Annotated in this window: 1 protein-coding gene (running past one end of the window); it reads right to left on the bottom strand. The window is 71.4% G+C overall.

The window, feature by feature from the left end; translation table 11 throughout:
* Nucleotides 1-14,543, bottom strand: partial view of a non-ribosomal peptide synthase/polyketide synthase gene (locus ACFWXC_RS50100; protein ID WP_384490499.1) — the 5' end (the start) only. Its footprint begins 16,060 nt before the window's first position; only the first 14,543 of its 30,603 coding nucleotides appear in the window; its start codon is at nucleotides 14,541-14,543; its stop codon lies off the left edge, out of view.
* Nucleotides 14,544-14,594 lie beyond the last annotated feature (51 nt).

The raw sequence follows: 14,594 nt of genomic DNA, 5'->3' as shown, positions 1-14,594 counted from the left end.
AGGGCCCGCACGCTCAGTTCGACCCCGAAGACCGACCGCATCCGTGACAGCAGCCGCATCGCCAGCAGCGAGTGCCCGCCCCGTTCGAAGAACCCGTCGTCGACGCCGATCCGGTCCACGCCCAGAGCCTCCGCGAACACCCCGCACACGATCTCTTCCAGCGCCGTGGCCGGCGCGCGCTCGCCGACGGCCGCCGCGTACTCCGGCGCGGGCAGGGCCGTCCGGTCGACCTTGCCGTTGACCGTCAGCGGCAACCCGTCCGGGAGCAGGACCACTGCCGCGGGCACCATGTACTCCGGCAGACGCTGGGCGGCGTAGCCGCGCAGTACGGCCGGCAGGTCCCGGGCCGCGGTCGCGGACCCGGCGGCACCGTCCTCGGGCACGGCATAGGCGACCAGGCGGCGGTCGCCGGCGGTGTCCTCGCGGGCGATCACCACGACCTGGGCAACCTGCGGGTGCGCCGCCAGTGCCGCCTCGATCTCGCCGGGTTCGATCCGGAAGCCGCGGATCTTGACCTGGTCGTCGGCTCGGCCCATGTAGAGGAGTTGCCCGTCGGCGGTCCACCGGCCCAGGTCGCCGGTGCGGTACATCCGCTCGCCGGGGCCGCCGAACGGGCATGCCACGAATCGCTGGGCCGTCAGCCCCGTACGACCGGCGTATCCTCGCGCCAGCTGGCCGCCCGCCACGTACAACTCGCCCGTGACGCCGGGCGGGACCGGGCGCAGGAACCGGTCCAGAACGTGGACGCGCAGGCTCGGCAGCGCCTGCCCGACCGCACTGCCGCGCGGCGAACCACCGGAGGCGGGTGGCTTCACCTCGTCGAAGGTGACATGCACCGTCGTCTCGGTGATCCCGTACATGTTCACCAGGACCGGCCCGTCGGCCGGGTGCTGCTGCCACCACTCGCTCAGGTGCTCGGTGTCCAGAGCCTCACCGCCGAAGACGACCCAGCGCAGAGCGGACTGGGCTCCGGTCGTCCGGTCGGAACCTGCCGCCCGGATCAACTCGTAGAAGGCGGACGGGGTCTGGGACAGGACCGTCACCCGCTCCTCGGCCAGGAGCCGAAGGAACGCGTCGGGGGAGCGCGACACGTGGTAGGGAACCACCACGAGCCGGCCGCCGTGCAGCAGTGCCCCCCACATCTCCCACACGGAGAAGTCGAACGCGAAGGAGTGGAACCAGGACCAGGTGTCGCCGGTGCCGAATCCGAACCGGTCACGCAGCGCACCGAACAGCGTCACCACGTTGTGATGCGTCACCAGCACGCCCTTGGGCGTGCCCGTGGACCCCGACGTGTAGATCACGTACGCCGGATGCGCGCCGGCCACCGGCCCCAGCCGGTCCTGCCGACTCAGGTCCGCGGGCGACAGGGCCGCGAGGTCCGAGGCCGTCTGCGGGCCGTCCAGCAGCAGTACCGGGACCGCGGGCGCCACGGGCAGTACGTCCGCGAGCGCTTCGGTGGTCAGCACACACGCCGGCTTCGCGTCCGTCAGCACGAGGACGATCCGGTCCTCGGGGTAGGCGGGGTCCAGGGGCACGTAGGCGCCACCGGCCTTCAGTACGGCCAGCAACGCCACCACCAGGTCGGTGGAGCGTTCCATCAGCAGCGCCACCACCGACTCCGGTCCCACCCCGTGCCGGACCAGGATCCGGGCCAGCCGGTTCGCCCGACCGTTCAGCTCCTCGTACGTCAGGTGCTGATCACCACTGGTCAACGCCACGCCGTCCGGTGTCCGCGCCGCCTGTTCCTCGAACAGCACCGGCAGTGTCACCTGCGAGGCCGACGGCAGACCGCCGCCCGTCTCGGGCACCGCGAGGAGCCGGTCCCGCTCGTCGTCGGACAGCACATCGATGTCGTGGAGCCGTACCTCCGGGTCCGCTGCGACCGCCGTCAGCACGCGGGTCAGCCGGTGGGCGATCGTCGCGGCGGTGTCCGCGTCGAACAGGTCCGCCGCGGCGACCAGCGAGGCCCGCAATCCCGCCGGCCGGCCGTCGTGGAGGAGCTCGGTCATCGATATGTCGAGGTCGAACTTGGACGGCAGGGGCACGCCGGAGTGTGCTTCCGCTCGGACGCCGGGCAGATCGAGGATCGCGGGATCGTTGTTCTGAAGGGTGAGCATGACCTGGAACAGCGGGTGGCGTGCCATGGAGCGCTGCGGTGCCATGAGTTCCACCAGCCGCTCGAACGGCACGTCCTGGTTCTCGAACGCCTGTAGGTCGCGTTCGCGCACCCGGCGGAGGAGTTCGGCGAAGGTGGGGTCGCCGTGCAGATCGGTGCGCAGCACCAGGGTGTTGACGAAGAAGCCGACGAGTTCGTCGAGGGCCTCGTCGGTGCGGCCGGCCACCACGGTACCGATCGGGATGTCCTCGCCGGCGCCCAGCCGGGACAGCAGCACCGCCAACGCCGCCTGCGCCACCATGAAAAGGGTGACACCCTGTGCGCGGGCCAGCGCGGCGAGTTCGGCATGGACGTCCGCCGGGATGTCGGCCCGCACCGTGTGTCCCCGGTAGGAGGCTTCCGCCGGGCGTGTGCGGTCGGTGGGCAGTACCAGTTCCTGCGGGGCACCGGCCAGCGCCTGCCGCCAGTAGCCGGCCTGAGCCGTCAGCAGGCTGTCCGGACCGTGCTCCTCCCCCAGCAGCTGCCGCTGCCAGAGGGTGTAGTCGGCGTACTGCACCGGCAGCGGCTCCCACTGCGGTGCCCGGCCCTCACAACGTGCCGCGTACGCGCGGGAGATGTCCCGGGCGAGCGGCCCCATCGACCAGCCGTCGCCCGCGATGTGGTGGAACACCACCACCAGCACCGAGGAGTCCGGGCCGGTGGGGATCAGCAGCGTCCGTACCGGGATCTCCCGCGCCAGGTCGAACCCGTGGCGGCTCTCGGCCGCCACCAGTTCCGTGACCTGCTCCTCGGTGGCGTGCGCGACGCGCAGCACCTCCCCGATCTCGGCCAGGTCCAGCACCCGCTGGTACGGCTCGTCGTCGTGCGCGGGGAACACCGTCCGCAGTACCTCGTGCCGCGCCAGCACGTCCCTCAGCGCCGACCTGAGCGCGGTCACCTCGACGGGCCCGGACAACCTCAGCGCCGCGGGCATGTTGTAGGTCGGGCTCGGGCCCTCCAGCTGGGCCAGGAACCACAACCGGCGCTGTGCGTACGACAGCGGCATCCGCTCGGGCCGCTCCTGGCGCACCAGACCCGTCCGGGCCGGACCCGCGCCCGCGATCCGCGCCGCCAGACCGGCCGGAGTGGGCGTCTCGAACAGGACCCGCACGCTCAGTTCGATCCCGAAGACCGACCGGACCCGTGACAGCAGCCGCATCGCCAGCAGTGAGTGGCCGCCCAGTTCGAAGAAGCTCTGCTCTGCCGCGACCCGCTCCAGGTCCAGCACCTCGGCGAACACACCGCACATGAGTTCCTCGGCGAGCGTCACCGGTCGCCGCCCGGGGCCGGCCGCCGTGTAGTCCGGCGCGGGCAGAGCGGACCGGTCCACCTTCCCGTTCGCCGACAACGGCAGCTCGTCCAGCACCACCACCGCGGACGGCACCATGTACTCCGGCAACTGCCGGGCCGTACGGGTGCGCAGTTCGCGCGCCAGGTTCTCCGTGGCCACGCTGTCCGCTCCCGTGCCGCCCGGCACCACGTAGGCGACCAGGCGTTTGTCTCCGGGGGTGTCCTCGCGGGCGATGACGGCGGCCCGGGCCACACCGGGGTGAGCGGCCAGGGCGGCCTCGACCTCGCCGGGCTCGATCCGGAACCCGTGGATCTTCAGCTGCTCGTCCGCCCGTCCCATGAACACGAGCACCCCGTCGGCCCGCCATCGCGCCAGGTCGCCGGTGCGGTACATCCGTTCGCCCGGGCCGCCGAACGGGCATGCCACGAACCGCTCCGCGGTCAGCCCCGTGCGCCCGACGTAGCCGCGAGCGAGCGGGAGTCCCGCGATGTACAACTCCCCGGCCACCCCCGCGGGCACCGGCCGCAGGAAGTCGTCCAGGACGTAGAGGCGGGAGTTGGCGATCGGAGCACCGATCGGCGGCACCGCGTCCGGGTCGTCGGTGCACCGGTGCCAGGTCACCGCGATGCAGGCCTCCGCCGGTCCGTATCCCTGGACCAGGTCGGTCTGTGGAAACAGGGTGCGGACGCGGTCCCGCAGGGCTCCGGGAACTCCCTCGCCGCCACTGGCCAGTTGCCGCAGGTCGGACAGACCCGTCACCGTCGGTTCGTCCAGCACCCCGGTCAGTGCGGAGGCGATCAGGTGCAGCACCGTCACGCGGTGCCGTCGTGCCAGCTCGACCAGGTACCCGGGATCGGCCGCGCTGCCGGCGGGCGCGATCACGAAGCTTCCGCCGCTGACCAGGGGGCAGAACATCTGCCAGACCGAGGGGTCGAAGCCCATCGGTGCGGTGAGCATGAACCGGTCCGACGCCCCCCATCCGAACTCCTCGACGCGGGCCAGCAGATGGCTGACCACTGCCTGATGGGTGACCATCACCCCCTTCGGGGTCCCGGTCGAACCCGAGGTGTACATCACGTACATCGGGTGGGCGGGAAGCAGCGGACGACGCCCGTCGGCCGCATCCGCGTCGGCCGGCAGGGGCGCGTCGGTGAGGCTGTGGCCGTCGACCGTGAGCAGGGGCAGGCCGAGTTCGCCCTGCAGCACCTCCGGCAGGGGGCTGTCGGTGATCACGCACACTGGTCGGGCGTCGGCGAGCATGAAGGCGACACGCTGCGCCGGATACGCGAGGTCGATCGGCAGGTAGGCGCCGCCGGCCTTGAGCACCGCCAGCAATGCCACGATCAGGTCGACGGAGCGGTCCATCGCCAACGCGACCACGGACTCCGGACCGACACCCCGGCGCGCGAGCACCGCGGCCAGCCGCGACGCCCGTTCGTCGAGCCGGGCGTAGCTGATCTCCTCGTCCCCGCAGATCACCGCAGGTGCGTCCGGGGTACGCGCCGCCTGCCGCTCGAAGAGTTCCGGCACCGTCAGCGCGGGCATCGCTCGGGCGGTGTCGTTCCACTGTGCCAGCAGCTGCTCACGTCCGTGCGGCGGCATCACCTCGACCGCGCGCAAGGGCGCATGGGGCTGCTCCTCCAGCGCCGCGAGCAGACCCTCGACCGCCGTCTGCACCAGCTCGCAGACCAGTTCCGCGTCTCCTGGAGCCACCACACCGGCCGTCAGGGCGAAGCCGGTGCCGAAGTCGTCGACCGAGACCGCCAGTGGATAGTTCGTACGGTCCTCGGTGGACAGCACCCTCATGCCCAGCACGTCGCCCGGCTGCGTTCCGTCGGCGGGCTCGTGGCTGACATGGCGGTAGTTGAACAGGGCGGTGAACAGGGGGAGCGACCCCGGGACGCCGCTCGCGTGCTGTGCGAGGGCCAGCGGGGTGTGCTCGTGCACGAGCAGACCGGCCAGCTGCGCCTGCATGGCCCGCACGGCACCCAGCACATCCGCGTCCGTGAGATCCACCCGCACCGGCAGGGTGTTCATGAACGGACCAGGGGTCCGCTCGGCGCCGGCTCCTGCGCTCATCCGGCCCAGCAGCACGGTCCCGAACACCACATCCGAACGGCCCGACAGCGTAGCCAGCACCCGCGCCCAGGCCACGTGGAAGAGCGTCGCGGAACTCACACCCAGCCGACGTGCCTGGTCCCGGACCCGCCGCGCGAGACCCTCGTCGACCGCCCGCCGCGTTCGCCGCACACCGGTGCCGTCACCGCGGGCGTCGGAGAGACCGAACGGGAGCGTCGGCTCCGTGACATCGCCCAGCAGACCCGCGAAGTACTCCTCGTGCCCCTGCCGCGAGACACCCAGTCGGGCCTGAGCGACGAAGTCCCGGAACGGCAGCGGCGTCGGCAGCTCATCGCCCCGCCCCGCCAGCAGCGCGGCGACCTCGCCCAGCACCACGTCCGACCCGGTGTGGTCCCGCAGCAGGTGGTGCACCTGGACCAGGGCGAGCCACCGCTCGGTGCCCGGCTCCGCCGCCACCCGTACGCCTACCAGCGGCGCCTGGCGCACATCCATCCACCGCCCGGCCGTCGCCGACAGCTCGACCGCGGGGTCCGTGTCCTGGGAGAGCGTCACTTCGGTCACCGGAATCGCCGCGTGGCGCCACACCACCTGCACCGGCTCGGGCAGCCCCTCCCACACCACGCCGGTGCGGTAGATGTCGTACCGGTCCACGACCTGCTGCAACGCCGACAGGAACCCGTCCAGGCGCGCGCGATCGTCAAAGCCCAGGGTGAGAGAGAGCAGATACGGGTCCACGTCCCCCGATCCGGCGAGCAGGTGGTGGAAGAAGATGCCCTCCTGCAACGGGGCCAGCGGATACACATCCGCCACGTTCGCCGCCCCACCCTCCACCGCAGCACACACCAACTCCACCTGCCCCGGGGTCAGATCCACCAGCGGCAGCATCTCCGGCGTGATCACCTCGGCACCGTCCGGAATACCGTTCGGCGGCACCTCCACGACAGCACCACCGTCACCGGCCGCGGCCAACCCCGCCGGCGTCGGCGCCTCGAACAACGCCCGCACCGACACACTCACTCCCCGCTCACGCAACCGCGACGCCAACGACACCGCCAGCAGCGAATGACCGCCCAACTCGAAGAAGTTGTCCTCCACCCCCACCCGCTCCAGGCCCAGGACCTCGGCGAACACCCCGCACACGGTCTCTTCCAGCACGGTGGCAGGTCCTCGACCGGCCCCGGCCGAGCTGTACTCCGGCGCGGGCAGCGCCGCCCGGTCCACCTTTCCGTTCACCGTCAGCGGCAGCGCGTCCAGCACCACGACCGCCGAGGGCACCATGTGGACCGGCAACCGCCGGCCGACATGCGCACGCAGCTCACCGGGCAGGCCGTCGGCCGCATCACCGTCGCCGTCGCGTACGACATAGGCGACCAGACGCCTGTCACCGGGCACGTCCTCCCGGACGGTCACCACCGCACGGGCGACCGCCGGATGGGCCACCAGAACGGCCTCGATCTCGCCGGGCTCGATCCGGAAGCCGCGGAGCTTCACCTGATCGTCCGCGCGGCCCACGAAGACAAGCCGACCGTCGTGGGTCCAGCGGGCCAGGTCCCCGGTCCGGTACATCCGCTCACCCGGCGCCCCGAAGGGACACGCCACGAACCGTTCCGCCGTCAGCCCCGCACGGCCCCGGTACCCCCGCGCCAGTTGGGCCCCGGCCACATACAACTCGCCCGCCACCCCGGGCGGCACCGGCCGCAGCCACCGGTCCAGCACATAGGTCCTGGTGGTCGCGAACGACCACCCGATCGGAACGGCTCCCTCGCCCAGCTCCGCATGGCCGATCGGGTAGTGCGCGCTGCCGACCGTCCCCTCCGTCGGCCCGTAGTGGTTCACCATCGCCGTAGCCGGGTGCCGTTCGCGCCACCGCCGTACCTGGTCCCAGTCGAGGGCCTCACCCCCCACCATCAGCTGCCGTGTCGGCGCACACTCCTCCGGCAGCGCCTCCAGCAGCGGCAGATGGCTCGGTGTGACCTTCAGGAACGCCGCCCTCCGGCCGCGCAGCACGGCAGGCAGTCCCTCGTCCAGGGCGGCCACATACACACAGCCGCCGCTGACCAGAGCGGGGTACAGGCCTGTCACACCCAGGTCGAACGACACCGACGCGTGCAGCAGACTGCTCTCGCGCACGCCGGGATACGTCTCGGCACACCACGCCACATAGGCCGCCAGCGCCCCGTGCGTGATCACGACACCCTTCGGGCGCCCCGTCGACCCCGACGTGTACATCACATACGCCGCATGCTCCGGCCCCGGCAACACCGACTCGACCGCTGCTGCGGACCGAGCGGCCGCCTCCGCACCGTCCACCACCACCCCGAGCCCATCCGGCAACCGACCCGCCGACGCAGCGCTCACCACCACACACACCGGCCGGGCATCCGCCAGCATCAACTCCACGCGCTCCACCGGATACTCCGGATCGATCGGCACGTAGGCACCACCCGCCTTCCACACCGCGAGCAGCGCCACCACCACGTCCACCGACCGCTCGACCATCACCCCCACCACCGACTCCAACCCCACCCCGCGCGCCACCAACACCCCCGCAAGACGCGACGCACGATCGTCCAGCTCCCGATACGTCACCTCCTGCCACGCGTCCACCACCGCCACCGCGTCCGGCGTACGCGCCACCTGCTCACCGAACCGCGCCGGCACGAGGCCCGGCACATCCATCACGCCCGTGTCGTTCCAACCCTCCACCACCCGCCCCCGCGCGCCCTGCGACAACACCTCAAGTGCGCGGAGCGATGTGCGGGGACTGTCGTCCAACGCCTCGACGAGGCTCTCGACGGCCGTGTGCAGCAGCCCGCACACCGACCCGGAGTCACCCGGTTCGAGAGCGTCGACCGTCAGCTCGAACCCGATCTCCGTGTCGTCCACAGCCACGCTCAGCGGATAGTTGGTGCCTCCTCTGCCATAGACCGTCGTCACGCCCTCCCACGCGAACCGGTCGCCTTCGCCGCGCCGTCCATCCGTGTGCCGGCTGTGGCGGTAGTTCAGCAGGGAGGTGAACAACGGGGCCGAGGCGGGGACACCGCTCGCCTTCTGCGCCAGGGCCAACGGGGCGTGCTCGTGCACGAGCAGACCGGCCAGCTGCCTCTGCACCGCCCGCACGGCACCCACCACGTCCGAGCCCGCGACATCCACCCGCAACGGCAACGTGTTCATGAACGGGCCCGGGATCCGCAGGGCGCCCGGTCCTGCGCTCATCCGGCCCAGCAGTACGGTCCCGAACACCACGTTCGGCTGTCCGGCCACACTCGCCAGCACCCGCGCCCAGGCGACGTGGAAGAGCGTCGCCGGGCTCACGCCCAGCCGACGTGCCTGGTCCCGGACCCGCCGCGCGAGATCCTCGTCGACCGCCCGCCGCGTTCGCCGCACGCCGGTGCCGTCACCGCGGGCGTCGGAGAGACCGAACGGGAGCGTCGGCTCCGTGACATCACCCAGCAGACCCGCGAAGTACTCCTCGTGCTCCGCGCGCGAGACACCCAGCCGGGCCTGGGCGACGAAGTCACGGAACGGCAGCGGCGTCGGCAGCTCCTCCCCTCGCCCGGTCATCAACGCGGCCACCTCGCCCAACACCACGTCCAGCGCGGTGTGGTCCTGCACCAGGTGGTGTGCCTGCACCAGGGCGAGCCATCGGTCGCTGTCGGGCTCCGCCGCCATGTGGACCCGCACCAACGGCGCCCGCCGCACATCCATCCACTCGCCCGCCGCCGACAACAAGTCGGCCACCGGGTCGCCGCTCCGGGAGAGCGTCACTTCGGTCACCGGGACCACCGCGTGGCGCCACACCACCTGCACCGGCTCAGGCAGCCCCTCCCACACCACGCCGGTGCGGTGAACGTCGTGCCGGTCCACGACCTGCTGCAACGCCGACAGGAACCCGTCCAGCCGGGCGCGGTCGTCAAAGCCCAACACCATCGGCACCAGATAGACATCCGACTCGCCCGGCCGGCTGAGCAGGTGGTGGAAGAAGATGCCCTCCTGCAACGGGGCCAGCGGATACACATCCGCCACGTTCGGCGCGCCGCCCTCGACGGCCTCACACACCAACTCGACCTGCGCCGGGGTCAGATCAACCAACGGCAGCATCTCCGGCGTGATCACCTCCGCCCCGTCCGGAATGCCGTTCGGCGGCACCTCCACGACAGCACCACCGTCACCGGCCGCGGCCAACCCCGCCGGCGTCGGCGCCTCGAACAACGCCCGCACCGACACGCTCACTCCCCGCTCACGCAACCGCGACGCCAACGACACCGCCAGCAGCGAATGACCGCCCAACTCGAAGAAGTTGTCCTCCACCCCCACCCGCTCCAGGTTCAGAACCTCGGCGAACACCTCGCACACCAGTTCCTCGGCCACCGTGGCGGGACCCCGCCCACCGGATGCCACGGAGTACTCCGGCACCGGCAGCGCCGCCCGGTCCACCTTGCCGTTCACCGTCAGCGGCACCGCGTCCAGCACCACCACCGCGGACGGCACCATGTACTCCGGCAACCGCCGGCCCACGTAGGCACGCAGCTCGGCCGCCAGCTCACCACCAGCCACGCCGCCACCGTCAGCGTCAGTGCCGGCGTCGCCGTCAGGAACGACATAGGCGACCAGACGCCTGTCACCGGGTACGTCCTCCCGGGCGACCACCACGGCCCGGCCGACCGCAGGATGGGCCACCAGAGCGGCCTCGACCTCACCCGGCTCGATCCGGAAGCCGCGGAGCTTCACCTGGTCATCCGCCCGGCCCACAAAGACGACCTGGCCCTCGGCCGTCCAGCGGGCCAGGTCCCCGGTCCGGTACATCCGCTCACCCGGCGCCCCGAAGGGACACGCCACGAACCGCTCCGCCGTCAGCCCCGCACGGCCCCGGTACCCCCGCGCCAGTTGGGCCCCGGCCACATACAGCTCACCCGCCACCCCGGGCGGCACCGGCCGCAACCACCGGTCCAGCACATAAATACGGGTGTTCGCCACCGGCCCGCCCACCGGAGGCGCCGAGGCCCCGGCGGCATCCACCGGGCCGGTCGTGGTGACCATCACGGTCGCCTCGGTCGGCCCGTACGTGTTCACCAGTGTCCGGCCGTCAGCCCATCCCCGTGCGAGCTCGGCGGTCAGCAGCTCCCCGCCCACGAGGACCCGCGACAGTCCCGGCACCGCCGTCGGATCGAGCACGGCCAGCAGTGACGGCACCACACTTGCTGCCGTCACCCCCGAGCGGACGATCAGCCCGGCCAGCAGCCCGGCGTCCGCCCGTTCGTCCGCCGTGGCCACGACCAGCCGTCCGCCCGACGCCAAGGTCACCGCCACGTCCAGGACGGAGCCGTCGAACCCGAACGACGCGAACTGCAGGACACCGTCGCCCGAACCGGCTCCCAGGACCGGGCTCAGTCCGGCCACCAGGTTCACCAGCGCGCCCTGCGACACCACCACGCCCTTCGGGCGCCCGGTCGACCCCGACGTGTACATCACGTAGGCGGCCCGCGCAGCCAGGGGGACAGGCCTGCTCCACGTCCCGGCGTCCGCCGTCGCGGGCTCCGCCTGCACCGCCGGGTCGTCCACCGCCACCACCGGGACCGCGGCACCCACGGGCAACGCGCCGGCCAGTCCACGGGTGGTGACCACGCACACCGGCTCCGCGTCCGCCAGCGTCAGCGCCACCCGCTCCGGCGGATACGACGGATCGACGAACACATAGGCACCGCCGGCCGTCCACACCGCCAGCAGGGCCACCACCACATCCACCGACCGCTCGAGCACGACCGCCGCCACCGACTCGGCCCGCACCCCCCGATCGGCCAGCACCCGCGCCAACCGCGCCACCCGGTCGGCCAGGTCCGCATACGTCAGAGTCTCGTCCGCGCATTCCACCGCCACCGCATCGGGGGTGCGCGCCACCTGCGCCTCGAACAGCTCCGGGAACGTCACCCCCGGCACCACCGCGCCCGTGTCGTTCCAAGCGTGCAGAACCTGGTCGCGAACGGGCTGGGGCAGCACGTCAAGACCGGCCGGCGCAGTGCCCGGAGCGGCGTCGACCGCCCTGATCAGCTCGCCGACCGCCGTGTGCAACAGCCCGCACACCAGCCCGGCATCCGCCGGAGTCACCGCGTCGACAGCCAACACGAACCCGGTCCCCAGGTCGTCCACGGCGACCGCCAGCGGATAGTTGGTCCGCTCCTGGGCGAACAGCAACTCGACGCCCTCGACGCCGACCTGCCCGTCTTCGGCACTCTCGGCCCGGCCGCCGTGCCGGTAGTTGAACATCGAGCTGAACAGTGGGGCGGAGGCGGGGACACCGCTCGCCTTCTGCGCCAGGGCCAACGGGGCGTGCTCGTGGACCAGCAGGCCGGCCAGCTGTGTCTGCACCGCCCGTACGGCTCCCAGCACGTCCGAGCCCGCGACATCCACCCGCACCGGCAAGGTGTTGATGAACGGGCCCGGGATCCGCAGGGCGTCCGGTCCGGCACTCATCCGGCCCAGCAGGACCGTCCCGAACACCACGTCAGAGCGGCCAGACAGCGTCGCCAGCACCCGCGCCCACGCCACGTGGAACAGCGTCGCCGGGCTCACCCCCAGCTCTCGCGCCTGCTCCCGCACGCGCTCCGCCAACCCGTCATCCACCCGCAACCGCTCCGACCGCACCTCGGTGCCATCGCCGTGAGCGTCGGTCAGGCCGAACGGCATTGTCGGCTCCGTAACATCGCCCAGCAGAGCCGCGAAGTACTCCTCCTGCTCCTGGCGGGACACGCCGAGCCGCGCCCGGGCGACGAACTCACGGAACGGCAGCGGCGCCGGCAACTCCTCGCCGTGCCCCGCCGTGAAGGCCGCGACCTCACCCAGCATCACCTCCAGACCCGTGTGGTCCTGCACCAGGTGATGCACCTGCAGCAGCGCCACCCACCGGCCGCTCGGCCGGTCCTCCGCCATGTGCACCCGCAGCAACGGCGCCTGACGCACGTCCATCCACGAACCCGCCGCAGCCAACAGCTCAGCCGCCGGATCCCCACCCTCGGACAACACCACCTCGGTCACCGGAACCACCGCACGACGCCACACCACCTGCACCGGCTCGGGCAACCCCTCCCACACCACGCCGGTGCGGTAGATGTCATGCCGGTCCACGACCTGCTGCAACGCGGACAGGAACCCGTCCAGCCGCTCACGCCCGTCAAAGCCCAACACCATCGACATGAGATAGGCATCCGCCTCGCCCGGCCGACCGAGCAGGTGGTGGAAGAAGATGCCCTCCTGCAACGGAGCCAGCGGATACACATCCGCCACGTTCGCCGCCCCACCCTCCACCGCCGCACACACCAACTCCACCTGCGCCGCCGTCAGATCAACCAGCGGCAACATCTCCGGCGTGATCACCTCCGCCCCATCCGGAACACCGTTCGGCGGCACCTCCACCACACCACCACCGTCACCGGCCGCAGCCACCCCCGCCGGCGTCGGCGACTCGAACAACGCCCGCACCGACACCCCGAAACCCCGCTCACGCAACCGCTGCACCAACGACACCGCCAACAGCGAATGCCCCCCAAGCTCAAAGAAGTTGTCCTCCACCCCCACCCGCTCCACACCGAGAACCTCAGCGAACACCCCACACACCAGCTCCTCAGCCACCGTGACAGGACCCCGCCCACCACCGGCCACCGCATACTCGGGAGCCGGAAGTGCCGCCCGGTCAAGCTTCCCGTTCACCGTCAACGGCAGCCCCTCCAGCACCACCACCGCCGACGGAACCATGTACTCCGGCAACCGTCGGCCGACATGCGCACGCAGCTCACCGGGCAGGTCGTCCGCCGCACCGACGTCACCGTCGCGAACGACATAGGCGACCAGACGCTTGTCACCAGGCAGATCCTCACGGACGATCACCACCGCCTGGGCGACACCGGGATGGGCGGCCAGGACGGCCTCCACCTCACCCGGCTCGATCCGGAAGCCGCGGATCTTCACCTGGTCGTCCGCCCGCCCCACGAACACCAACTGACCCTCGGCCGTCCACCGGACCAGATCCCCCGTCCGGTACATCCGCTCACCCACACCCCCGAACGGACACGCCACAAACCGCTCCGCCGTCAACCCCGCACGACCCCGATACCCCCGCGCCAACTGATCCCCCGCAAGGAACAACTCCCCCACCACACCCGGCGCCACCGGCCGCAACCACCCATCCAGCACAAACACCCGCGTATTCCACACCGGCACACCAATCGGAACCGGACCCGACCCACCCCCGAACACCCACGCCGTCGAATCCACCGACACCTCCGTCGGCCCATACAAGTTGTGCAACTCCGCACCACACACCCGCGCGAACCGCTCCGCCGACACCCCCGACAACGCCTCACCCGAACACACCACCCGCCGCAACGACCCCCACGCCCCCGGAACCCCACCCTCCACGAAGGCGTCCAGCATCGAGGGCACGAAATGAACCGTCGTCACCCCCTCCGCACGGATCACCTCCGACAAATACACCGGATCCCCCTGCCCACCCGGCCGCGCCAGCACCAACCGGGCCCCCGCGAGCAGCGGCGAGAACAGCTCCCACACCGAGACGTCAAAACTCACCGACGTCTTCTGCAGCACCACATCATCCGACCCCAGCGCGAACCGGTCCTGCATCCACAACAACCGGTTCACAATCCCCGCATGCGACACCACCACACCCTTCGGCACCCCCGTCGACCCCGACGTATACATCACATACGCCGCACCACCAGGCGACACCGAACCAGACCCAGACCACCTCACCGCCCCCACCACAGCCGGATCATCCACACACACCACCGGCACACCCACGCCGGACGGCAACACCTGCCCCATAGCACCCGACGTCACCACACACACCGGCGCCGCATCCTCCAACATGAACCCGACCCGGTCCACCGGATACGACGGATCAACCGGCAGGAACGCACCCCCCGCCTTCAACACCGCCAGCAACGCCACCACCAGATCAACCGACCGCTCCAGCACCACCGCGACGACCGACTCCGCACCCACCCCACGCGCCGCCAACACCCCCGCAAGACGCGACGCACGATCATCCAACTC

The sequence above is a fragment of the Streptomyces sp. NPDC058683 genome, from assembly GCF_042716195.1.
In the GTDB taxonomy this organism is placed as follows: domain Bacteria; phylum Actinomycetota; class Actinomycetes; order Streptomycetales; family Streptomycetaceae; genus Streptomyces.
Note: the sequence above shows the minus strand (reverse complement) of the source record. Positions and strands in the feature narration are given on the sequence as shown.